This window comes from Citrobacter sp. LJND-P06, assembly GCF_058188415.1.
Genome location: NZ_CP187317.1, coordinates 4,618,840 through 4,641,161 on the forward strand (window position 1 = coordinate 4,618,840; position 22,322 = coordinate 4,641,161).

General features: G+C 51.7%; 21 protein-coding genes. 14 read left to right on the forward strand and 7 right to left on the reverse strand.

Features of this window, described 5'->3' with window-relative positions; all coding sequences use genetic code 11:
• Position 1 precedes the first annotated feature (1 nt).
• The 6 genes from rbsK to kup form a co-directional block, all read right to left on the reverse strand.
• The gene (gene rbsK / locus ACO7SM_RS21765) at positions 2 to 931 is read right to left on the reverse strand and encodes a ribokinase (RefSeq protein ID WP_490469187.1); all 930 of its coding nucleotides are present in this window, start codon (positions 929 to 931) and stop codon (positions 2 to 4) included.
• 147 nt (positions 932 to 1,078) lie between these two features.
• On the reverse strand, positions 1,079 to 1,969 hold the full coding sequence (gene rbsB, locus ACO7SM_RS21770; RefSeq protein WP_192614002.1) for a ribose ABC transporter substrate-binding protein RbsB: 891 nt from the start codon (positions 1,967 to 1,969) through the stop codon (positions 1,079 to 1,081).
• A gap of 24 nt (positions 1,970 to 1,993) precedes the next feature.
• Positions 1,994 to 2,959 (reverse strand): ribose ABC transporter permease, encoded by a 966-nt coding sequence (gene rbsC, locus ACO7SM_RS21775; RefSeq protein ID WP_192614003.1) that lies wholly within the window; start codon positions 2,957 to 2,959, stop codon positions 1,994 to 1,996.
• Positions 2,960 to 2,964: 5 nt separating this feature from the next.
• Positions 2,965 to 4,470, reverse strand: coding sequence for a ribose ABC transporter ATP-binding protein RbsA (gene rbsA / locus ACO7SM_RS21780; RefSeq protein WP_490471002.1), 1,506 nt, complete (start codon positions 4,468 to 4,470; stop codon positions 2,965 to 2,967).
• Between the two features lie 7 nt (positions 4,471 to 4,477).
• Positions 4,478 to 4,897 (reverse strand): D-ribose pyranase, encoded by a 420-nt coding sequence (rbsD, locus tag ACO7SM_RS21785; RefSeq protein ID WP_192614005.1) that lies wholly within the window; start codon positions 4,895 to 4,897, stop codon positions 4,478 to 4,480.
• 192 nt (positions 4,898 to 5,089) lie between these two features.
• Complete coding sequence (gene kup / locus ACO7SM_RS21790; protein ID WP_192614006.1) at positions 5,090 to 6,958, reverse strand: low affinity potassium transporter Kup; 1,869 nt, start codon at positions 6,956 to 6,958, stop codon at positions 5,090 to 5,092.
• 221 nt (positions 6,959 to 7,179) lie between these two features.
• Here kup and ravA point away from each other — a divergent pair, with 221 nt between their 5' ends.
• Positions 7,180 to 8,676 (forward strand): ATPase RavA, encoded by a 1,497-nt coding sequence (gene ravA / locus ACO7SM_RS21795; protein ID WP_490469188.1) that lies wholly within the window; start codon positions 7,180 to 7,182, stop codon positions 8,674 to 8,676.
• On the forward strand, positions 8,670 to 10,121 hold the full coding sequence (viaA, locus tag ACO7SM_RS21800; protein ID WP_490469189.1) for an ATPase RavA stimulator ViaA: 1,452 nt from the start codon (positions 8,670 to 8,672) through the stop codon (positions 10,119 to 10,121). Before ravA ends, viaA begins: the two co-directional genes overlap by 7 nt.
• Before the next feature lie 4 nt (positions 10,122 to 10,125).
• Here the strand turns inward: viaA and asnA are convergent, their stop codons facing one another.
• Positions 10,126 to 11,118, reverse strand: coding sequence for an aspartate--ammonia ligase (gene asnA, locus ACO7SM_RS21805; RefSeq protein WP_192614009.1), 993 nt, complete (start codon positions 11,116 to 11,118; stop codon positions 10,126 to 10,128).
• A 151-nt stretch (positions 11,119 to 11,269) separates the two neighbouring features.
• On the opposite strand from asnA, the gene asnC reads away from it, so the two are divergent.
• From asnC to atpD, 12 genes are all read left to right on the forward strand, one after another.
• Positions 11,270 to 11,728 (forward strand): transcriptional regulator AsnC, encoded by a 459-nt coding sequence (asnC, locus tag ACO7SM_RS21810; protein ID WP_013368348.1) that lies wholly within the window; start codon positions 11,270 to 11,272, stop codon positions 11,726 to 11,728.
• Between the two features lie 88 nt (positions 11,729 to 11,816).
• On the forward strand, positions 11,817 to 12,266 hold the full coding sequence (mioC, locus tag ACO7SM_RS21815) for an FMN-binding protein MioC (protein WP_490469190.1): 450 nt from the start codon (positions 11,817 to 11,819) through the stop codon (positions 12,264 to 12,266).
• Between the two features lie 374 nt (positions 12,267 to 12,640).
• Positions 12,641 to 14,530, forward strand: a complete 1,890-nt coding sequence (gene mnmG, locus ACO7SM_RS21820) for a tRNA uridine-5-carboxymethylaminomethyl(34) synthesis enzyme MnmG (protein ID WP_490469191.1) — start codon at positions 12,641 to 12,643, stop codon at positions 14,528 to 14,530.
• Between the two features lie 96 nt (positions 14,531 to 14,626).
• Complete coding sequence (gene rsmG / locus ACO7SM_RS21825; RefSeq protein ID WP_490469192.1) at positions 14,627 to 15,250, forward strand: 16S rRNA (guanine(527)-N(7))-methyltransferase RsmG; 624 nt, start codon at positions 14,627 to 14,629, stop codon at positions 15,248 to 15,250.
• 615 nt (positions 15,251 to 15,865) lie between these two features.
• Entirely contained in the window at positions 15,866 to 16,246 is a 381-nt protein-coding gene (gene atpI, locus ACO7SM_RS21830; protein WP_192614013.1) for a F0F1 ATP synthase subunit I, read from the forward strand.
• Positions 16,247 to 16,254: 8 nt separating this feature from the next.
• Positions 16,255 to 17,070, forward strand: a complete 816-nt coding sequence (gene atpB / locus ACO7SM_RS21835; RefSeq protein WP_490469193.1) for a F0F1 ATP synthase subunit A — start codon at positions 16,255 to 16,257, stop codon at positions 17,068 to 17,070.
• A gap of 46 nt (positions 17,071 to 17,116) precedes the next feature.
• On the forward strand, positions 17,117 to 17,356 hold the full coding sequence (gene atpE / locus ACO7SM_RS21840) for a F0F1 ATP synthase subunit C (protein ID WP_003023794.1): 240 nt from the start codon (positions 17,117 to 17,119) through the stop codon (positions 17,354 to 17,356).
• A gap of 59 nt (positions 17,357 to 17,415) precedes the next feature.
• Positions 17,416 to 17,886 carry a F0F1 ATP synthase subunit B gene (atpF, locus tag ACO7SM_RS21845; protein ID WP_073511767.1) on the forward strand — a complete coding sequence of 157 codons (471 nt, stop codon included), beginning with the start codon at positions 17,416 to 17,418 and terminating at the stop codon, positions 17,884 to 17,886.
• 14 nt (positions 17,887 to 17,900) lie between these two features.
• Positions 17,901 to 18,434, forward strand: coding sequence for a F0F1 ATP synthase subunit delta (atpH, locus tag ACO7SM_RS21850; protein WP_162382297.1), 534 nt, complete (start codon positions 17,901 to 17,903; stop codon positions 18,432 to 18,434).
• A 12-nt stretch (positions 18,435 to 18,446) separates the two neighbouring features.
• Positions 18,447 to 19,988 carry a F0F1 ATP synthase subunit alpha gene (gene atpA, locus ACO7SM_RS21855; RefSeq protein WP_192614016.1) on the forward strand — a complete coding sequence of 514 codons (1,542 nt, stop codon included), beginning with the start codon at positions 18,447 to 18,449 and terminating at the stop codon, positions 19,986 to 19,988.
• 50 nt (positions 19,989 to 20,038) lie between these two features.
• Positions 20,039 to 20,902, forward strand: a complete 864-nt coding sequence (atpG, locus tag ACO7SM_RS21860; RefSeq protein ID WP_490469194.1) for a F0F1 ATP synthase subunit gamma — start codon at positions 20,039 to 20,041, stop codon at positions 20,900 to 20,902.
• A 26-nt stretch (positions 20,903 to 20,928) separates the two neighbouring features.
• A complete protein-coding gene (atpD, locus tag ACO7SM_RS21865) occupies positions 20,929 to 22,311 on the forward strand; it encodes a F0F1 ATP synthase subunit beta (RefSeq protein WP_162382300.1) in 1,383 nt (460 codons plus the stop codon).
• The last annotated feature ends 11 nt before the right edge of the window (positions 22,312 to 22,322 follow it).

The window sequence follows — 22,322 nt, forward strand, 5'->3', positions numbered from 1 at the left end:
GTTACCTCTGCTGACCCAAAAACGCCTCAATCTCTTCGCGCCACGGAACAGAGGGCTGCGCACCTTTACGCGTTACCGCAATGGCGGCAGCGGCATGCGCAAAGCGAATCGCTTCAGGCAAAGGAGTCTCTTCCAGTAACGCGGTAATCAGTGCGCCGTTGAAGGTATCTCCGGCTGCAATCGTGTCGACTGCGTCGACTTTAAAACCAGGAACCCGCTGACCTTCGCCATCCACACTGGCCCAGACGCCACGGCTGCCCAATGTTATCAATACGGTATGAATACCTTTGGCATGCAACGCCTGAGCAGCCTTCGCGGCATCTTCATCGTTTTCCACCCGAATACCGGTCAGCTTCTCAGCTTCCGTTTCATTAGGCGTAATAATGTCCACCAGCGCCAGCAGTTCGTCGGAAAGTTCACGGGCAGGTGCCGGGTTAAGCGCCACCGTGGTTTTATTCTGATGGGCTATTTTGGCCGCCGTCAACACGCTTTCAATGGGTGACTCCAGTTGCATCAATAATGCAGAGGCCTGGGCAATTCGCTCGCGTTGCGCTTCCACCAGCTCAGGCGATAGCGCCGCATTTGCACCCGCATGGATGGCGATGACGTTTTCACCTTCGCTATTGACGAAAATCAGCGCCACGCCTGTTGCTTCACCCTTGATAACGCGAATTGGCGCGATATCGATGTTGTCACTGGCTAGCTGTTTGCGAACGCTTTCGCCAATGTCGTCATCGCCCGTACAGGCAATAAACGCAATATTTGCACCACTACGGCCCGCAGCAACCGCCTGATTGGCGCCTTTTCCACCAAAAGCCACCTGATAGTGGTTACCTGTTACGGTTTCGCCTGGGGTTGGAAAGGATTTTAGATTAAGGATGTGATCGGCATTAATACTGCCAAGAACAACGAGGTTGCCTGCGGTTTTCATGTTCGGAATGTCCAGTAAAGTGCGCCACCGTATTAGGGTGGCGCGTGCCCTGCTTTTCTTTTTACGCTTTCATCTTCAGAATGTTTGTACCTTCTGAGGATGGCGTATTTATGTCGCCATCAGGCAGTAAACTGCCTGAATCGCTTATTACTGCTTGATGACCAGCTTCAGGTCAACCGGATATTTAGCCTGAACCTTCTCACCTTTCAGCACTTTATCAGCAGTCTCAACACCTTTAGCACCGATTTGATCCGGCAACTGAGCAATGGTCGCAGCCAGTTTGCCATCATTTACCGCTTTTTCGCCATCCGGCGTGCCGTCAAATCCAACCACCATCACATCAGATTTACCTGCGGTTTGCAGAGCGCGCAGCGCACCGAGCGCCATTTCGTCGTTCTGAGCAAATACGGCCTGTACATCCGGGTGTGCGGTCAGCAGGTTCTGCATCACGTTCAGACCTTTGGTACGGTCAAAGTCAGCAGGCTGGCTGGCAAGCACATTGAATTTGTGAGCCGCAACGGCCTGCTGGAAACCTTCACCACGCTCGCGCGCGGCGGATGTCCCCGCAATCCCCTGCAGTTCAATAACTTTCGCGCCTTCACCCGCTTTCTTCGCGATGTAATCACCCGCAATCTTACCGCCCAGCACGTTATCTGAAGCGATATGGCTGACCACTTCGCCTTTAGACGCTACACGGTCCAGGGTGATGACCGGGATTTTGGCCTGGTTAGCCATCTTCACCGCGTTACCTACCGCGTCGGAATCGGTTGGGTTGATCAGCAGAATTTTGGTGCCGCGTACCGTTAAATCCTGCACGTTCGCCAGCTCTTTAGCCGGGTTATTCTGCGAATCCAGTACCACCAGGTTATAGCCCAGTTTATCGGCTTCTTTCTGAGCGCCCTCTTTCAGGGTGACAAAGAACGGGTTGTTCAGCGTGGAGATAACCAACGCAATGGTATCTTTTGCCATCGCATTCGCGCTCACGGTGGCGCTAAGCGCAACAGCAGAAACCAGGGTAGCCAGTTTTTTCATGTTCATATTTAAGATGTCCTGTAGTCGTTGTTACTGCTTTTTGTTGTCTACCAGTACCGCCAGCAAAATCACCACCGCTTTGACGATCATCTGGTAATAGGAGGAAACACCTAACAAATTCAAACCATTATTGAGGAAGCCAAGGATCAGTGCGCCGATCAATGTCCCCACAATACGTCCTTTACCACCAGCAAGGCTGGTACCGCCCAGAACGACTGCGGCGATGGCATCCAGCTCATACCCCGTACCTGCCGTGGGTTGCGCCGATGAAAGACGAGCCACTTCGATAATGCCCGCCAGTGATGCCAGTAGCCCACATAATGAATAGACGATAATTTTGACTTTGCTGACGCTGATGCCGGACAAGCGCGTTGCGGCTTCGTTGCCACCCAACGCGTAGATGTAGCGTCCCAGACGGGTATGGTGCAGCATATACCACGCTGCAAGGAAGACGATTCCCATAATCCAGACTGGCGTTGGAACGCCCAGCGGACGACCAATGCCAAACCAGCCGAACAGGTCTGCATTATCCGTAAATCCGGTATTCACCGGGCTACCGTTGGTATACACCATCGTGACACCGCGCAGCAGCAGCATCATCACCAGCGTGGCAATAAACGCCTGAACGCGGCCTTTTGCGACAATCACCCCGGTCACTGCGCCAATGGCGGCACCTAACGCCAGGGCAGCGGCAACCGCCACCAGCGCGTTAACTTCAATTCCGACAATCGACGCCGCAACAGCACCGGTGAGCGCCAACAGAGAACCGACAGATAAATCGATACCCGACGTCAGAATGACCAGCGTCATCCCCACCGCCATAATGGCGTTGACTGAGGTTTGCTGAAGAATGTTGAACAGGTTATTAACGGTAAAAAAGTTAGGACTCATCGTGGAAACAATCGCGATCAGCACCAGCAGGGCTATGAGCGACTTTTGCTCCAGAAGCCATGCTTTGGTGAAATAACGGCGACCAGAAACAGCCTGGGTAGTCATCTTTTTTACTCCTGATTCACGCGATTAAGCTTGCCCACAGCGGCAGCCATTAATACTTCCTGGGTGGCCTGCTCGCGAGTGAATTCACCGCCGAGATGCCCTTCATGCATGACGATGATGCGATCGCTCATGCCTAATACTTCTGGCATCTCAGATGAGACCAGAATGATGCTCAGGCCATCGGCCTTAAACTGGTTAATAAGCTGATAAATCTCTTTTTTAGCGCCCACATCCACGCCACGGGTCGGCTCATCGAGGATCAGCACTTTTGGACGCGTCATTAAACCGCGGGCAATCGCCACCTTCTGCTGGTTTCCTCCGGAGAGTAAGCCAATCGCCTGTTCCATTGACGGCGTTTTCACGTTGAACAGGCGGATGAAATCACTGACCGCCTGTTGTTCATCTTTGTGTTTAAGGCTGCCGCCGGTACGACTGAAGTAACCTAATGCGGTCAACGACATGTTCTCTTTCACCGACATGCCGAGCACTAAGCCGTCACGCTTACGGTCTTCAGAAATGTAGACAATACCGTTCGCCAGGCCATCCTGCGGCGAACGCGCCACCACTTCATGGCCGTCGAGAGTGACATAGCCACTGGTGCGAGGCAGCGCGCCATACAGCACCTTCATCAGTTCGGTACGCCCGGCGCCCATCAAGCCCGAAATCCCCAGGATCTCGCCCTTGCGCAGCGTAAAGGAAACATCATTAACGCCGGGGCCACACAGATTATCCACTTTCAGGCGGATCTCTCCCGGCGCGTTATTCAGGCGCGGGTATTGATCTTCAAGCTTACGACCGACCATCATTTCAATGAGTGAATCTTCGGTCAGCGAGGCCACTTCACGTTCGGCAATAAATTGTCCGTCACGAAAAACGGTTACGTCATCGCAAATGTCGAAGATCTCTTTCATACGATGAGAAATATAGACAATCCCGCGCCCCTGCGACTTTAATTCGCGAATAACGCGGAACAGAGATTCCGTTTCGGTATCGGTAAGCGCATCCGTAGGTTCATCCATAATGATGACTCTGGATTCAAAGCTCAGCACTTTGGCGATTTCCACCATCTGCTGATCGCCAATCGACAGTTCGCCCACCAGCCTGTCGCTTTTAAAGCGCAGATTGAGCTTTGAGAGCAGGACGTCGGCTTCGGCATACATCTTTTTCCAGTCGATTTTGCCAAAGCGATTCACAAACTCACGGCCCAGAAAAATGTTCTCGGCGATGGTGAGTTGCGGGATCAGGTTCAGTTCCTGGTGAATGATGCCGATACCGGCTTCCTGAGAAGATTTAGGGCCGGTAAAGGTGGTCTCTTTTCCCAACCACAACAAAGAACCCGCATCACGTGAGTAGATGCCGGTTAACACTTTCATCATGGTGGATTTGCCCGCGCCGTTCTCGCCCACCAGCGCCATAACGCGGCCTGGATAAACATTCAACGCGGCGCCGGATAGCGCTTTTACGCCTGGGAACGCTTTATCGATCCCTTTGAGTTGCAGTAATGCGTCCATGATGGCCTCAGAACGTGACGCCAGCACAGAGAATAATATTCGCATACGGAGAACACTCTCCGCTGCGAATGACCGCCTGACTGTCTGCGGTTTGTTTTTTGAATTGTTCGTGCGTGGTGTAACGAATTTCTATGGTGTTTCCCTGGTGTTGTTGCAGTTGCTCAATGTGTTTGAGCAACGTTTCGTGGAGCTGCGGATTATGTTGTTTGATTTCCGTCGCGAGAATGGCCGACTCGACCTGCATTTCACGGGTGACGACATCCAGTACCTGCATAAATGAAGGCACCCCCTGGGTTAATGCCATATCAATACGCGATGTGCTGCCCGGAATGGGTAAACCCGCATCACACACCACCAGCGTATCGGTATGCCCCAATCGGGAAATCACCGATGAAATTTCAGAATTGAGTACCGTGCCTTTCTTCATTTTCTTACTCCACTAGCGAAACGTTTCGCTGACGATAAGTTTAGTCGCAATAATGCGCAGATAACCACCCTGAGGTTATTGAAATGTGATCGGCATCGAAACGTTTCGCAAACCGCGTCATGGTGAAGAATAAAATCTGAGAAGGGATATACAAAACGCCCCCTTTCATCATGAAAGAGGGCGTTGTTCGGTTTAAATCTCGACCTGGGTACCCAGTTCAATAACCCGGTTAGGCGGGATCTCAAACTGATCCGGCGCACGCAGCGCATTACGCTGCAACAGCAGATACAGTTTGCCGCGCAAACGGAGATACCACGGGCGTTTTCCAACGATTAACGATTCGTGTGACATAAAGAAAGAGGTTTCCATCATTCGACAGCTTAACCCTTCCAGACCGCAGCGATGGAAAACTTCCTCAACGTTCGGCGTTTCGCGCCAGCCGTAACTGGCCACCACGCGCCAGAAGGTGGGTGACAGTTGCTCAATCTGCACACGACGCACGTTGTGTACGTAAGGCGCATCTTCCGTGCGCAACGTCAGCAGAATAACCCGCTCATGCAGCACCTTGTTATGCTTGAGGTTATGCATCAAGGCAAACGGGATAACGTTCAGTGCGCGCGACATATACACCGCGGTGCCCGGCACACGAACCGGCGGTGATTTCTCCAGTGAGGCGATCATCGCTTCCAGAGAGTTGCCGTGCTCATGCATGCGCCGCAGCAGACGGAAGCGCTCGCTTTTCCAGGTCGTCATAATAGTAAACATCACCAGACCCAGACTTAATGGCAACCAACCGCCTGAAAGCAGTTTATCGAGGTTTGCCGAGAACAGCGGAACGTCAATGCACAGGAACGCCACCAGGATCAGCGCGACGAAGTACTTATTCCAGTGCCAGTTTTTACGCGCGACGGTGGTAGAAAGGATTGACGTCAATACCATTGTTCCCGTCACCGCAATACCGTACGCCGCCGCCAGATTGCTGGAGTGCTCGAAGCTGATAATCACAATCACCACAGCGACGTAGAGCATCCAGTTTACAAAGGGAATGTAGATCTGACCCGACTCCATCTCTGAAGTATGGATAATGCGCATTGGCGACAAATAGCCAAGGCGTACAGCCTGACGCGTCAGTGAGAAAACGCCAGAGATGACGGCCTGTGAAGCGATAACCGTCGCCAGGGCGGCGAGAATCAGCAGCGGAATCAACGCCCAATCCGGCGCCAACAGGAAGAACGGGTTTTTGATGGCTTCCGGGTGTTTGAGCAATAACGCCCCCTGACCGAAATAGTTCAGCACCAGCGAAGGCAATACCACAGAGAACCATGCCAGGCGGATAGGGAGCTTACCAAAATGGCCCATATCGGCGTACAGCGCTTCGACACCGGTAATAGACAGCACCACAGCGCCTAATGCGATAAAGGATAAGGTTTTAAATTCCAGAAAGAAATGCACAGCCCACAGCGGGTTTAAAGCTTGTAACACTTCTGGATTGGCGATAATGCTGCGCAAACCCAGCCCGGCAAGCACCAGGAACCAAATCAGCATGATTGGTGCAAACAGCTTACCCACCATCCCGGTACCATGCTTCTGAATCATAAACAGCAGGGTGAGGACGATAATAGAAAGCGGGACAATCCAGGTATCGAGCTGCGGCGCAATGATTTCCAAACCTTCAATCGCCGACATAACCGAGATTGCTGGGGTGATCACCACTTCACCATAGAAAAAGCTCCCCCCGATCAGTCCGATAATGACCAATGCGGAAGTTGTTCTTGCCGATGTATTCCGCCCGGCTAGCGACATGAGTGTCAGGATCCCGCCTTCACCAGCGTTATCTGCACGCATGACAAACGTCAAATACTTGATGGAGACAACAAAAATCAACAGCCAAAAAATCAGCGACAGAAAACCAAACACAGCGTCGCGCTCAACGCCAAAACCGAACTGACCGGACAAACATTCGCGAAGCGTATATAGCGGGCTGGTGCCGATATCACCGTAGACCACCCCAATCGCCGCGAGAGTAATCGCAGACAATGATTGCTTATTATCAGTGCTCATAGACTAGTCTTTCGTTTATATATGAAATGTGTGCGTAGTCCCTTGGCCCACAAAAAAGCGCAAGTATGCACGATTAATCGCAAAATCGTACCCCTAAATTGCGGCAGATTAATCTGGCGCAAAGAATATGAAACAGCGCTTCAGTCTATTAATACCCCTGGAGCGAAACGTCTATACTCGCTGTTTACATGGTACAACTGATGAAAGGACGCCACTCTATTATGGCTCACCCACATTTATTAGCGGAAAGAATTTCCCGTCTGAGCAGTGCTTTGGAAAAGGGACTTTATGAACGCAGCCATGCCGTACGCTTGTGTCTTTTAGCCGCGTTGAGCGGAGAGAGCGTTTTTTTACTCGGCCCCCCTGGTATTGCCAAAAGCCTGATTGCCCGTCGACTCAAATATGCTTTTCAGCACGCCAGAGCTTTTGAATATCTGATGACCCGTTTTTCCACGCCTGAAGAAGTCTTTGGCCCACTTTCCATTCAGGCATTAAAAGATGAAGGGCGCTATGAGCGATTAACCGCCGGATATCTGCCCGAAGCTGAAATCGTCTTTCTGGACGAAATATGGAAAGCCGGCCCGGCAATCCTCAATACATTGCTGACCGCCATCAACGAACGTCATTTTCGCAACGGCGCCTACGAAGAAAAAATCCCTATGCGTCTGCTGGTGGCGGCATCAAACGAACTGCCGGAAGCAGACAGCAGTCTTGAAGCGCTGTATGACCGTATGCTGATCCGCCTGTGGCTGGATAAAGTGCAGGACAAAGCCAATTTCCGCTCAATGCTGATAAGCCAACTGGATGAAAGTGAAAATCCCGTTCCGGCCTCGCTACAGGTCACCGATGACGAATATCACCAATGGCAAAAAACCATTGGCACTATTTCGTTGCCCGATCACGTATTTGAACTGATTTTTACCCTGCGCCAACAGCTTGATGCGCTGCCAAATGCGCCCTATGTCTCGGATCGACGCTGGAAAAAAGCCATTCGCCTGTTACAAGCCAGCGCCTTCTTCAGTGGTCGCGAAGCCGTCGCGCCTATCGACCTGATTCTGCTGAAGGATTGCCTGTGGTACGACGTACAAAGCCTGAATCTGATGCAGCAACAGTTGGAAATATTGATGACCAGTCACGCCTGGCAGCAGCAGGCGATGCTGACGCGACTGGGGGGCATCACTCAACGCCGTATTCAGATTCAACAGCAGAAAAGCGACCAAACCGCATTCACCGTTGTGCGTCTGGGGGGTATGTTCAGTCGGCGTCCGCATTACGATTTGCCGCCAGACGTCAGTGCCACCACCCTGACACTGTTACTGCAAAAACCGTTGAAGCTGCACGATATGGAAGTGATACATATTACGTTTGATCGTGGCGCCCTGGAGCTGTGGCTATCGAAAGGCGGGGAGATCCGGGGCAAACTGAATGGGATCGGTTTTGCCCAAACGCTGAATATGGAAGTCGACAGCGCCCAGCATTTGGTTGTTCGCGATGTCAGCTTGCAGGGCACTCGCCTGGCGCTTCCTGGCTCATCTGAAGACAATATGCCCAGCGAAATCAAACAACAACTGGAAGCGCTGGACAATGACTGGCATCAGCAGCACAACCTGTTTAGCGAACAACAAAAATGCCTCTTTATCCATAGCGACTGGTTAGGTCGTATCGAAGCCAGTCTGCAGGATGTAGGCACACAAATTCGTCAGGCACTGCAATGTTAACCCTTGATATGCTGAATATCATGCTGGCTGTCAGCGAAGAGTGGATCATCGAAGAGATGATCCTCGCGCTGCTTGCATCGCCAAAACTGGCGGTATTTTTTGAACGATACCCCCGGTTAAAAAATGCGATTACCGATGATTTGCCGCGCTGGCGTGAAGCGCTACGCAGCCGAATCAAGGATACGCTTGTTCCCCCTGAATTGACGGAAGAGGTGATGAGCTATCAACAAAGCCAGCTTCTCTCTACACCGCAATTTATTGTACAGCTCCCGCAAATATTAGCGCTGCTGCACCGGTTGCACTCGCCCTACGCCGGGCAGGCGCAACAATTGGTGGACAGTAATAGCGTCTTTACCCCTTCGTTACACACCCTTTTCCTGCAACGCTGGCGTTTGAGTCTCGTGGTTCAGGCCACCACCCTAAATCAGCAGATGCTGGAGGAAGAACGCGAACAATTGCTGAGTGAAGTTCAGGAACGTTTGACGCTGAGCGGACAACTGGAACCGGTACTGGCGGAAAACGACACCGCAGCGGGTCGCCTGTGGGACATGAGCGCAGGTCAGCTCAAACGTGGGGATTATCAGTTAATTGTTAAGTATGGCGATTTTCTGACCGAACAGCCCGAGCTCAAAAAACTGGCGGAACAATTAGGCCGCTCACGGGAGGCCAAATCCGTGCCGCGCAAAGATGCGCCGATGGAAACGTTCCGCACACTGGTTCGCGAACCCGCCACGGTGCCAGAGCAGGTAGACGGCATTCAGCAAAGCGACGACATTCTGCGCTTACTCCCGCCAGAGCTGGCAACGCTCGGCATCACCGAACTGGAATATGAGTTCTACCGGCGGCTGGTGGAAAAACAGTTGCTCACCTATCGACTGCACGGTGAAGCATGGCGCGAGAAAATCACTGAACGTCCGGTGGTGCATCAGGATTTCGACGAACAACCCCGCGGCCCGTTTATCGTCTGTGTGGATACCTCCGGTTCAATGGGCGGGTTTAATGAACAGTGCGCCAAGGCATTCTGTCTGGCGCTAATGCGTATTGCGCTCGCCGATAACCGTCGCTGCTTCATCATGTTGTTTTCCACCGAAGTGGTGCGCTACGAGTTGTCTGGCCGGGAAGGTATTGAGCAGGCTATTCGTTTTTTGAGCCAGAGTTTTCGTGGCGGTACGGATATAGCCAGTTGTTTTCGCGCCATTATCGAACGCATGCAAGGCAGGGAATGGTTTGACGCAGATGCGGTGGTGATTTCCGATTTTATCGCACAGCGACTGCCGGACGATGTGGTGAATAAAGTGGGAGAGTTACAACGGGTGCATCAACATCGCTTTCATGCGGTGGCGATGTCAGAACATGGCAAACCCGGAATCATGCGCATTTTCGATCATATCTGGCGCTTTGATACCGGGATGCGTAGCCGCCTGCTGCGACGCTGGCGGCGTTAAATTCTTAGAGCAGAGAAGAGACGCTTTCACGCACCTGCGCTGGCCATACGCCGCATTGTACCTGACCAATGTGCGGCAGTTGCAGCAGTAGCATAGTCAGGCGAGACTGACCGATACCACCGCCGATCGTTTGTGGCATCTCACCACGCAGCAATGCCTGATGCCACTCCAGACTCAATCGGTCTTCGTCACCGGTCAGCGCCAGTTGGTGTTTCAGCGCATCGGCGTCGACACGAATCCCCATTGAAGAAAGTTCAAACGCATCTTCCAGTACTGGGTTCCAGACCAGGATATCGCCGTTCAGACCGGCATAACCCAGCTCGGAGGCGGAACTCCAGTCATCATAATCCGGCGCACGAACGTCATGACGGTGTCCATCGCTCAACTTGCCGCCGATCCCCACCAGGAAAACAGCGCCCAACTCTTTAGCGATTGCACGTTCACGGCCTTTCGCATCCAGCTCAGGATAACGGGAAAGCAGATCCTGGCTATGAACAAAGTGGATCTGATCCGGCAGGAACGGTGCCAGGCCAAATTCTTTGCTTACTGCAGCTTCAGTGGCTTTAATTCCTGCCCAGATCGCCTCTACTGTGCTTTTCAGGGTAGAAAATTGACGCTCACCGTCGCCCATTACGCGTTCCCAGTCCCACTGGTCAACGTAGACCGAATGAAGCGGAGAAAGACGGTCTTCATCGGGGCGAAGCGCTTTCATGTGCGTGTACAGCCCTTCGCCCGCGCTGAAGTCGTGTTGTCCCAGGGTTTGTCGTTTCCACTTTGCCAGAGAATGCACCACTTCAAACTGGGCATCTGGCAATGCTTTCACTTTCACCTGTACCGCTTTTTCACAGCCCGACAAGTTATCTTGCGTGCCATCCCCAACACGGCTGAGGATCGGTGCCTGAACTTCAATCAGACCCAGACGCTCCTCCAGTTGGCGAGAAAAGTGAGATTTCACGAAGCTAATTTGACGTTGTTTGGCAATGTAAGCGGTTTTCATTTTTTATACTCCTGCGTCCTGTTGGTTATGATTAAGCAACAGAATGCAGGTGATTTTCAATAATCATCAAACAAAAAGGCCGCTTAGCTTTTGATTCATTAATATTAGAGGCTAAAATAGAGTGAATCTCTAATCTACATAAGAAAAACCAATGGAAAATTATCAGATCGACAATCTGGACCGCGGCATCCTTGAGGCATTAATGGCAAATGCGCGTACGGCATACGCTGAACTGGCCAAACAATTTGGCGTCAGCCCTGGCACCATTCACGTTCGCGTAGAGAAAATGAAACAAGCAGGGATCATTACCGGAGCACGTATTGACGTCAGCCCGAAACAGTTGGGATACGACGTCTGCTGTTTTATCGGCATTATTTTAAAAAGTGCAAAAGACTATCCGTCGGCTTTAGCCAAACTGGAAAGTCTGGATGAAGTGACGGAGGCGTATTACACCACCGGCCACTACAGTATCTTTATTAAGGTCATGTGTCGCTCGATCGACGCGCTGCAGCAGGTACTTATCAACAAGATCCAAACAATTGATGAAATTCAGTCCACTGAAACGCTGATCTCTTTGCAGAACCCGATCATGCGGACTATCCGCCCATAATCATTTTTTTAAATCCCCTGCTTTTCCACAGGTAGATCCCAGCTCGCTCACAGCGTACAATAGCCCATCTTCATCAGGATGGGCTCGTATGGCGGACATAACTCTTATTAGCGGCAGCACCCTTGGCGGTGCCGAATACGTTGCAGAACATCTGGCTGAAAAGCTGGAAGATGCGGGTTTTTCAACAGAAACCCTACACGGGCCGTTGGTAGAGGATCTCTCCACGTCAGGGATCTGGCTGGTAATAAGCTCTACGCACGGTGCGGGAGACATTCCAGACAACCTTCTTCCTTTCTATGAAGATCTCCAGTCTCAAAAAACCGATCTGTCCCAGGTGCGTTTCGGCGCCATTGGCATCGGTAGTCGTGAATACGACACCTTCTGTGGTGCTATCGATAAAATAGAAGCAGAACTGAAGCGTTCTGGAGCAAAACAGATAGGCGAGACACTCAAGATCAACATCCTTGAACACGATATTCCGGAAGATCCGGCAGAGGTTTGGTTGGGATCCTGGATTAATTTACTCAAAATTGTGTAAAGATCGTGCGATCAACTGTGGGTAACTCTGGTGAAAAGCTTGGATCAACCGGTAGTTATCCAAAGAATAACGCGTGTTCATATTTTGAGTTGTGTATAACCCTTCATTTTGATCCCAGCTTATACGGGCCAGGATCACCGATCATTCACAGCTAATGATCCTCTGCAACGCGTTGATCTTAATAGCCGGATCCTTGTTATCCACAGAGAGTGGCGATCCTAATAAGAGATCACAATAAAACAGATCTCTAAATAAATAGATCTTCTTTTTAATACCCAGGATCCCGGGGTCTTTCTCAAGCCGACAAAGTTGAGTAGAATCCACGGCCCGGGCTTCAATCCATTTTCACACCGCCGTAATGCGAGGCAATTACCATGTTTTATCCGGATCCTTTTGACGTCATCATCATTGGCGGGGGTCATGCAGGCACTGAGGCCGCTATGGCCGCAGCGCGTATGGGTCAACAAACCCTGCTTTTGACACACAATATCGACACGTTGGGGCAAATGAGCTGCAACCCCGCTATTGGCGGTATTGGGAAGGGACATCTGGTAAAAGAGGTGGATGCGCTCGGTGGGCTGATGGCCAAAGCAATCGACCATGCAGGTATTCAGTTTAGGATACTAAACGCAAGCAAAGGCCCTGCCGTTCGTGCAACCCGGGCACAAGCGGATCGCGTGCTCTATCGCCAGGCGGTACGCACCGCACTGGAGAACCAACCGAACCTGATGATCTTCCAACAGGCGGTTGAGGATCTGATTGTCGAAAACGATCGTGTTGTTGGCGCAGTGACTCAAATGGGTCTGAAATTCCGCGCGAAAGCCGTCGTACTGACCGTCGGAACCTTTCTGGATGGCAAAATTCATATTGGGCTGGACAACTACAGCGGTGGCCGTGCTGGCGATCCGCCGTCGATCCCGCTCTCCCGACGTCTGCGTGAATTACCTTTACGTGTGAGCCGTCTTAAAACCGGTACACCGCCACGTATCGATGCGCGCACCATCGATTTCAGCGTGTTGGGTCAGCAAAATAGCGACAATCCGCTGCCGGTCTTCTCGTTCCTGGGCAACGCGTCTCAGCATCCACGCCAGATGCCGTGCTACGTCACCCACACCAACGAGAAAACCCATGACGTGATCCGTAATAACCTCGATCGTAGCCCGATGTATGCCGGTGTGATCGAAGGGATCGGCCCACGTTACTGCCCGTCGATCGAAGACAAAGTGATGCGCTTTGCCGACAGGAACCAGCACCAGATCTTCCTGGAACCGGAAGGGCTGACGTCTAACGAAATTTACCCGAACGGGATTTCCACCAGCCTGCCCTTCGATGTGCAGATGCAGATCGTCCGCTCCATGCAAGGGATGGAAAACGCGAAGATCGTTCGTCCGGGTTATGCTATCGAGTATGACTTCTTCGATCCGCGTGACCTGAAACCAACGCTGGAAAGCAAATATATCCACGGCCTGTTCTTCGCCGGGCAAATCAACGGTACGACCGGTTACGAAGAAGCTGCTGCGCAGGGTCTGCTGGCTGGTCTGAATGCTGCCCGTCTGTCTGCGGACAAAGAGGGCTGGGCGCCAGCGCGTTCCCAGGCGTATCTGGGGGTACTGGTGGACGATTTGTGCACCCTGGGTACCAAAGAACCGTACCGCATGTTTACCTCCCGCGCGGAATACCGTTTGATGCTGCGTGAAGATAACGCCGATCTCCGCCTGACCGAAATGGGCCGTGAACTGGGCCTGGTGGATGATGAGCGTTGGGCTCGCTTCAATGAGAAGCTGGAAAACATTGAGCGTGAACGTCAGCGTCTGAAATCGACCTGGGTGGCTCCATCCTCCGAATCTGCGGGCGAAGTGAATGCTCACCTAAGCGCGCCGCTCTCGCGTGAAGCGAGTGGTGAAGATCTGCTGCGCCGCCCTGAAATGACCTATGAACAACTGACCGCGCTGACGCCGTTTGCTCCGTCTCTGGACGATGTTCAGGCTGCTGAGCAGGTTGAGATTCAGGTGAAGTACGAAGGGTACATCGCCCGTCAACAGGATGAGATCGAAAAACAGCAGCGCAACGAGAATACCATTTTGCCCGCGACGCTGGATTACCGTCAGGTTTCTGGTTTGTCGAATGAAGTTATCGCCAAGTTGAACGATCATAAACCGGTCTCCATTGGCCAGGCATCGCGCATCTCCGGCGTTACGCCTGCGGCAATTTCTATTCTGCTGGTCTGGCTGAAAAAACAAGGCATGTTGCGCCGTAGCGCGTAATCATTTTTTATTGCCCGATAGCGCTTGCTTATCGGGCCTACAGTACATCGTAGGGCGGGTAAGCATCGCGCCACCCGCCGAATACAGGTAACTACCGTGATCAACAAACTCTCTCGTCTGCTGGATCAAGCAGGTATTTCGCTCACCGATCACCAGAAAAATCAGTTGGTCGCGTATGTTGATATGCTGAATAAGTGGAACAAGGCCTATAACCTGACCTCTGTCAGAGATCCCGGTGAGATGCTGGTTCGCCATATTCTGGACAGTATTGTTGTCGCACCGCATCTGCAAGGGCAGCGTTTTATCGATGTTGGTACAGGCCCGGGTCTGCCTGGAATTCCTTTGTCGATTGTACGCCCTGAGTCGCATTTCACCCTGCTGGACAGTTTGGGTAAACGCGTGCGTTTTCTGCGCCAGGTTCAACATGAGCTTAAACTGGATAACATCACGCCTGTTCAGAGCCGGGTTGAGGAGTTTCCTTCCGAGCCGCCGTTTGATGGTGTGATCAGCCGTGCGTTCGCTTCACTCAATGATATGGTCAGTTGGTGCCATCATCTGCCGGGCGAAAACGGTCGCTTTTACGCGCTGAAAGGGGTGTTACCAGAGGATGAAATCGCCTCGTTGCCTGCTGAATTTAGTGTGGAATCGGTCGTTAAACTGCGGGTTCCACAACTGGAAGGTGAACGTCACCTGGTCGTCGTTAAGGCAAACAAAATTTAATATTTGTCAAAAAAAATAGAAAAAAAACGGTACCTCAGGTGTTAAAAATAGTGGGGTATCGTGCCGTTATAACTGGTTACACTTAACGATAGCGTCACTATTTGTTTTCATTTCGACAAAGACCCTTTTTTTGTTAATGATAAAAGTAGTCAACATTGAAAATATCAGTCTGCTAAAAATAGGGTTTGCAAATCACTCTTTGATGTTAAATATTTATTATGAATGTCAATGGGTTGTTTTTATGTTGTAGTTCGATGTTTTTAAAATGGTGAGTGACTTTACTCTTAAATATCAAAAAGTTGAAAAGGCACCATTTGCCAAGTAAATAAATACTGCCAGGGCGAATATGCTCAATATGTGATCTGAAGCACGCTTTATCGCCAGTGTTTTCGCGCTGTTTGCAGTTTTGCACGATCGTTCACAGTTTGACTAAAAGTTAAAAATGCGGGGCAGAGAGAAATATTTAAACATTTATTCACCTTTTAGCTACTTATTGTTTGAAATCACGGGGACGCACCGTATAATTTGACCGCTTTTTGATGCTTGACTCCGGGTCTTAAAGAACGTTTTATACGACACGCGGCATACCTCGATGGTAGCAGGAGTAAAAACGTGATGTCTGTGTCGCTCTTGAGTCGAAACGTTGCTCGTAAGCTTCTGTTCATTCAGCTACTGGCTGTAATGGCAAGTGGATTGCTGTTTAGCTTCAAAGACCCCTTCTGGGGCATCTCCGCGATATGTGGAGGGATGGCAGTGTTTCTGCCTAATATGTTGTTTATGATATTTGCCTGGCGTCACCAGGCGCAGATACCAGCAAAAGGCCGAGTGGCCTGGTCGTTCGCCTTCGGCGAAGCGTTTAAGGTGTTAGCGATGCTGGTTTTACTGGTGGTGGCGTTGGCGGTTTTGAAGGCGGTATTTTTACCGCTGATCGTTACGTGGGTTTTGGTGCTGGTGGTTCAGATACTGGCGCCGGCTGTAATTAACAACAAAGGGTAAAAGGCATCATGGCTTCTGAAAATATGACGCCGCAGGATTACATAGGACACCATCTGAATAACCTTCAGTTGGACCTGCGTACATTCTCGCTGGTGGATCCGCATAACCCCCCAGCCACCTTCTGGACGCTCAATATTGACTCCATGTTCTTCTCGGTGGTGCTGGGTCTGTTGTTCCTGCTTATGTTCCGTAGCGTTGCGAAAAAGGCAACCAGCGGCGTACCAGGTAAATTTCAGACCGCGATTGAGCTGGTGATCGGCTTTGTGCATGGTAGCGTGAAAGAAATGTACCATGGTAAAAGCAAGCTGATCGCACCGCTGGCCCTGACGATTTTCGTCTGGGTGTTCCTGATGAACCTGATGGACTTACTGCCTATCGACCTGCTGCCGTACATCGGTGAGCATGTTCTCGGCTTGCCTGCACTGCGTGTGGTTCCGTCTGCTGACGTGAACATCACCCTGTCTATGGCTCTGGGCGTATTTATCCTCATTCTGTTCTACAGCATCAAAATGAAAGGCCTCGGCGGCTTCGCGAAAGAGTTGACGCTGCAGCCGTTCAATCACTGGGCATTCATCCCTATCAACTTAATCCTTGAAGGGGTAAGCCTGCTGTCCAAACCGATTTCTCTCGGTCTGCGACTGTTCGGCAACATGTATGCCGGTGAGCTGATTTTCATTCTGATTGCTGGCCTGTTGCCGTGGTGGTCACAGTGGATTCTGAATGTGCCCTGGGCCATTTTCCACATACTGATCATTACGTTGCAAGCCTTCATCTTCATGGTTCTGACGATTGTCTATCTGTCGATGGCGTCTGAAGAGCATTAATTTACCAACACTACTACGTTTTAACTGAAACAAACTGGAGACTGTCATGGAAAACCTGAATATGGATCTGCTGTACATCGCTGCCGCTGTGATGATGGGTCTGGCGGCGATCGGTGCTGCGATCGGTATCGGCATCCTCGGGGGTAAATTCCTGGAAGGCGCAGCGCGTCAGCCTGATCTGATTCCTCTGCTGCGTACTCAGTTCTTTATCGTTATGGGTCTGGTGGATGCTATCCCGATGATCGCTGTAGGTCTGGGTCTGTACGTGATGTTCGCTGTCGCGTAGTAAGCGTTGCTTGAATTAAGAGCAATATCAGAACGTTAACTAGATAGAGGCATTGTGCTGTGAATCTTAACGCAACAATCCTCGGCCAGGCCATCGCGTTTGTCCTGTTCGTTCTGTTCTGCATGAAGTACGTATGGCCGCCGTTAATGGCTGCCATCGAAAAACGTCAAAAAGAAATTGCTGACGGTCTTGCTTCCGCAGAACGAGCACATAAGGACCTTGACCTTGCAAAGGCCAGCGCGACCGACCAGCTGAAAAAAGCGAAGGCGGAAGCTCAGGTTATCATTGAGCAGGCGAACAAACGTCGCTCTCAGATCCTGGACGAAGCCAAAACTGAAGCAGAGCAGGAACGTACTAAAATCGTGGCGCAGGCGCAGGCGGAAATTGAAGCCGAGCGTAAACGTGCCCGTGAAGAGCTGCGTAAGCAAGTTGCTATCCTGGCTGTTGCTGGCGCCGAGAAGATCATCGAACGTTCCGTGGATGAAGCTGCTAACAGCGACATCGTGGATAAACTTGTCGCTGAACTGTAAGGAGGGAGGGGCTGATGTCTGAATTTATTACGGTAGCTCGCCCCTACGCCAAAGCAGCTTTTGACTTTGCCGTCGAACACCAAAGTGTAGAACGTTGGCAGGACATGCTGGCGTTTGCAGCCGAGGTAACCAAGAACGAACAAATGGCAGAGCTTCTCTCTGGCGCACTGGCGCCGGAAACGCTCGCTGAGTCGTTTATCGCAGTCTGCGGTGAGCAGTTGGACGAAAACGGCCAGAACCTGATTAAGGTGATGGCTGAAAATAATCGTCTGAACGCGCTCCCGGATGTTCTGGAGCAGTATATTCATCTGCGTGCAGCCAGTGAGTCTACCTCTGAGGTAGAAGTCACGTCTGCGACCACGCTGAGTGAAGCACAGCTTGCGAAGATCAGCGCTGCGATGGAAAAACGTCTGTCACGCAAAGTTAAGCTGAATTGCAAAATCGATAAGTCTGTAATGGCAGGCGTTATCATCCGAGCGGGTGATATGGTCATTGACGGTAGCGTACGCGGCCGTCTTGAACGCCTTGCAGACGTCTTGCAGTCTTAAGGGGACTGGAGCATGCAACTGAATTCCACCGAAATCAGCGAACTGATCAAGCAGCGCATTGCTCAGTTCAGTGTTGTGAGCGAAGCTCACAACGAAGGTACTATTGTTTCTGTAAGTGACGGTGTTATCCGCATTCACGGCCTTGCCGACTGTATGCAGGGTGAGATGATTTCCCTACCGGGTAACCGTTACGCTATCGCACTGAACCTGGAGCGCGACTCCGTAGGTGCCGTTGTGATGGGGCCGTATGCTGACCTTGCCGAAGGCATGAAAGTTAAGTGTACTGGTCGTATTCTGGAAGTTCCGGTTGGCCGTGGCCTGCTGGGGCGTGTGGTGAACACTCTGGGTTCCCCTATCGACGGTAAAGGTCCGGTTGATAACGATGGCTTCTCGCCAATCGAAGTTATCGCACCGGGCGTAATCGAACGTCAGTCCGTCGATCAGCCGGTTCAGACCGGTTATAAATCCGTTGATGCCATGATCCCAATCGGTCGTGGTCAGCGTGAATTGATCATCGGTGACCGTCAGACCGGTAAAACCGCAATGGCAGTCGATGCGATCATCAACCAGCGCGATTCCGGCATCAAATGTGTGTACGTGGCTATCGGCCAGAAAGCGTCCACCATTTCTAACGTGGTGCGTAAACTGGAAGAGCATAATGCTCTGTCCAACACCATCGTTGTTGTGGCGACCGCGTCTGAATCCGCTGCACTGCAATACCTGGCGCCATATGCCGGTTGCGCAATGGGCGAATACTTCCGTGACCGCGGTGAAGATGCACTGATCGTTTACGATGACCTGTCCAAACAGGCTGTTGCTTATCGTCAGGTTTCCCTGCTGCTCCGTCGTCCGCCAGGACGTGAAGCATTCCCGGGCGACGTATTTTACCTCCACTCCCGTCTGCTGGAGCGCGCATCCCGCGTTAACGCGGAATACGTTGAGAAATTCACCAACGGTGAAGTTAAAGGTAAAACCGGCTCCCTGACCGCTCTGCCGATTATCGAAACCCAGGCGGGTGACGTTTCTGCGTTCGTTCCGACCAACGTAATTTCCATTACCGATGGTCAGATCTTCCTGGAAACCAACCTGTTTAACTCCGGTATTCGTCCGGCGGTTAACCCGGGTATCTCCGTATCTCGTGTAGGTGGCGCAGCGCAGACCAAGATCATCAAGAAACTGTCCGGTGGTATTCGTACCGCACTGGCACAGTATCGTGAACTGGCCGCGTTTTCTCAGTTCGCTTCCGACCTGGATGACGCTACGCGTAAGCAGCTGAGCCACGGTCAGAAAGTCACTGAACTGCTGAAGCAGAAACAGTATGCCCCAATGTCTGTTGCACAACAGGGTGTGGTGCTGTTTGCGGCTGAACGCGGTTACCTCGAAGATGTGGAACTGGCGAAAATCGGTAGTTTCGAAGCTGCTCTGCTGGCTTATGTCGACCGTGACCACGCTCCGCTGATGCAAGAGATTAACCAGTCCGGTAGCTATAACGATGAAATCGAAGGCAAGCTGAAAGCTATCCTCGATTCCTTCAAAGCAACCCAGTCCTGGTAACGTCTGGCGGTCTGTCTTAGGGCAGACCGCAAGGCATTGAGGAGAAGCTCATGGCCGGCGCAAAAGAGATACGTAGTAAGATCGCAAGCGTCCAGAACACGCAGAAGATCACTAAAGCGATGGAGATGGTCGCCGCTTCCAAAATGCGTAAATCGCAGGAGCGCATGGCGGCCAGCCGTCCTTATGCAGAGACCATGCGCAAAGTGATTGGTCACCTTGCGAATGGTAATCTGGAATATAAGCACCCTTACCTGGAAGAACGCGACGTTAAACGCGTGGGCTACCTGGTGGTGTCGACCGATCGTGGTCTGTGTGGCGGCTTGAACACTAACCTGTTCAAAAAACTGCTGGCAGATATGAAAGCATGGTCCGAAAAAGGCGTTCAGAGCGAACTCGCAATGATCGGCTCTAAGGGCGTGTCTTTCTTTAGCTCCGTTGGCGGTAATGTGGTTGCTCAGGTAACCGGTATGGGGGATAACCCTTCCCTGTCCGAACTGATCGGTCCGGTTAAAGTGATGCTGCAGGCCTATGATGAAGGCCGTCTGGACAGACTGTACGTTGTCAGCAACAAATTTATTAACACCATGTCTCAGGTGCCAACTCTCACTCAACTGCTGCCATTACCGGCATCGGAAGATGAAGAGTTAAAACAAAAAGCCTGGGATTACCTGTATGAACCCGACCCGAAACCGCTGCTGGATACCCTGCTGCGTCGTTACGTTGAATCTCAGGTTTATCAGGGTGTGGTAGAAAACCTGGCCAGCGAGCAGGCCGCACGTATGGTGGCGATGAAAGCCGCGACCGACAATGGCGGCAGCCTGATTAAAGAGCTGCAGTTGGTATACAACAAAGCTCGTCAGGCCAGCATTACTCAGGAACTCACCGAGATCGTCGGTGGTGCATCCGCGGTATAACCAGGTTAATTCGTAGAGGATTCAAGATGGCTACTGGAAAAATTGTCCAGGTAATCGGCGCCGTGGTTGACGTCGAATTCCCTCAGGATGCCGTACCGCGCGTGTACGATGCTCTTGAGGTTATGAATGGTAATGAAAGCCTGGTGCTGGAAGTTCAGCAGCAGCTCGGTGGTGGTATCGTACGTACTATCGCCATGGGTTCTTCCGACGGTCTGCGTCGTGGTCTGGAAGTTAAAGACCTCGAGCACCCGATCGAAGTCCCGGTAGGTAAAGCAACTCTGGGTCGTATCATGAACGTCCTGGGTCAGCCGATCGACATGAAAGGCGACATCGGCGAAGAAGAACGTTGGGCGATTCACCGCGCAGCACCTTCTTATGAAGAGCTGTCCAGCTCTCAGGAATTGCTGGAAACCGGTATCAAAGTAATGGACCTGATCTGCCCGTTTGCGAAAGGCGGTAAAGTCGGTCTGTTCGGTGGTGCGGGTGTAGGTAAAACCGTAAACATGATGGAGCTGATCCGTAACATCGCGATCGAGCACTCCGGTTATTCCGTGTTTGCAGGCGTGGGTGAACGTACTCGTGAGGGTAACGACTTCTACCACGAAATGACCGACTCTAACGTTCTGGATAAAGTATCCCTGGTTTATGGCCAGATGAACGAGCCACCGGGAAACCGTCTGCGCGTTGCGCTGACCGGCCTGACCATGGCTGAGAAGTTCCGTGACGAAGGTCGTGACGTTCTGCTGTTCGTTGATAACATCTATCGTTATACCCTGGCCGGTACTGAAGTATCCGCACTGCTGGGCCGTATGCCTTCAGCGGTAGGTTATCAGCCGACGCTGGCGGAAGAGATGGGTGTTCTGCAAGAACGTATCACCTCTACCAAAACCGGTTCTATCACCTCCGTTCAGGCGGTATACGTACCTGCGGATGACTTGACTGACCCATCACCAGCCACCACCTTTGCTCACCTGGATGCAACCGTGGTACTGAGCCGTCAGATAGCCTCTCTGGGTATCTACCCGGCCGTTGACCCGCTGGACTCCACCAGCCGTCAGTTGGACCCGCTGGTCGTTGGTCAGGAACACTACGACACCGCGCGTGGCGTTCAGTCCATCCTGCAGCGTTACCAGGAACTGAAAGACATCATCGCGATCCTGGGTATGGACGAACTGTCCGAAGAAGACAAACTGGTGGTAGCACGTGCGCGTAAAATTCAGCGCTTCCTGTCCCAGCCATTCTTCGTTGCTGAAGTCTTTACCGGTTCTCCAGGTAAATTCGTATCGCTGAAAGATACTATCCGTGGCTTTAAAGGCATCATGGATGGCGAATACGATCACCTGCCAGAGCAGGCGTTCTATATGGTTGGCACCATCGAAGAAGCTGTCGAGAAAGCCAAAAAACTTTAACGCCTTAATCG

What these genes read in the sequence shown, in the direction of transcription:
- rbsK (WP_490469187.1), bottom strand. Translation starts at nt 931, where the DNA reads ATGAAAACCGCAGGCAACCTCGTTGTTCTTGGCAGTATTAATGCCGAT.
- rbsB (WP_192614002.1), bottom strand. Translation starts at nt 1,969, where the DNA reads ATGAACATGAAAAAACTGGCTACCCTGGTTTCTGCTGTTGCGCTTAGC.
- rbsC (WP_192614003.1), bottom strand. Translation starts at nt 2,959, where the DNA reads ATGACTACCCAGGCTGTTTCTGGTCGCCGTTATTTCACCAAAGCATGG.
- rbsA (WP_490471002.1), bottom strand. Translation starts at nt 4,470, where the DNA reads ATGGACGCATTACTGCAACTCAAAGGGATCGATAAAGCGTTCCCAGGC.
- rbsD (WP_192614005.1), bottom strand. Translation starts at nt 4,897, where the DNA reads ATGAAGAAAGGCACGGTACTCAATTCTGAAATTTCATCGGTGATTTCC.
- kup (WP_192614006.1), bottom strand. Translation starts at nt 6,958, where the DNA reads ATGAGCACTGATAATAAGCAATCATTGTCTGCGATTACTCTCGCGGCG.
- ravA (WP_490469188.1), top strand. Translation starts at nt 7,180, where the DNA reads ATGGCTCACCCACATTTATTAGCGGAAAGAATTTCCCGTCTGAGCAGT.
- viaA (WP_490469189.1), top strand. Translation starts at nt 8,670, where the DNA reads ATGTTAACCCTTGATATGCTGAATATCATGCTGGCTGTCAGCGAAGAG.
- asnA (WP_192614009.1), bottom strand. Translation starts at nt 11,118, where the DNA reads ATGAAAACCGCTTACATTGCCAAACAACGTCAAATTAGCTTCGTGAAA.
- asnC (WP_013368348.1), top strand. Translation starts at nt 11,270, where the DNA reads ATGGAAAATTATCAGATCGACAATCTGGACCGCGGCATCCTTGAGGCA.
- mioC (WP_490469190.1), top strand. Translation starts at nt 11,817, where the DNA reads ATGGCGGACATAACTCTTATTAGCGGCAGCACCCTTGGCGGTGCCGAA.
- mnmG (WP_490469191.1), top strand. Translation starts at nt 12,641, where the DNA reads ATGTTTTATCCGGATCCTTTTGACGTCATCATCATTGGCGGGGGTCAT.
- atpI (WP_192614013.1), top strand. Translation starts at nt 15,866, where the DNA reads ATGTCTGTGTCGCTCTTGAGTCGAAACGTTGCTCGTAAGCTTCTGTTC.
- atpB (WP_490469193.1), top strand. Translation starts at nt 16,255, where the DNA reads ATGGCTTCTGAAAATATGACGCCGCAGGATTACATAGGACACCATCTG.
- atpE (WP_003023794.1), top strand. Translation starts at nt 17,117, where the DNA reads ATGGAAAACCTGAATATGGATCTGCTGTACATCGCTGCCGCTGTGATG.
- atpH (WP_162382297.1), top strand. Translation starts at nt 17,901, where the DNA reads ATGTCTGAATTTATTACGGTAGCTCGCCCCTACGCCAAAGCAGCTTTT.
- atpA (WP_192614016.1), top strand. Translation starts at nt 18,447, where the DNA reads ATGCAACTGAATTCCACCGAAATCAGCGAACTGATCAAGCAGCGCATT.
- atpG (WP_490469194.1), top strand. Translation starts at nt 20,039, where the DNA reads ATGGCCGGCGCAAAAGAGATACGTAGTAAGATCGCAAGCGTCCAGAAC.
- atpD (WP_162382300.1), top strand. Translation starts at nt 20,929, where the DNA reads ATGGCTACTGGAAAAATTGTCCAGGTAATCGGCGCCGTGGTTGACGTC.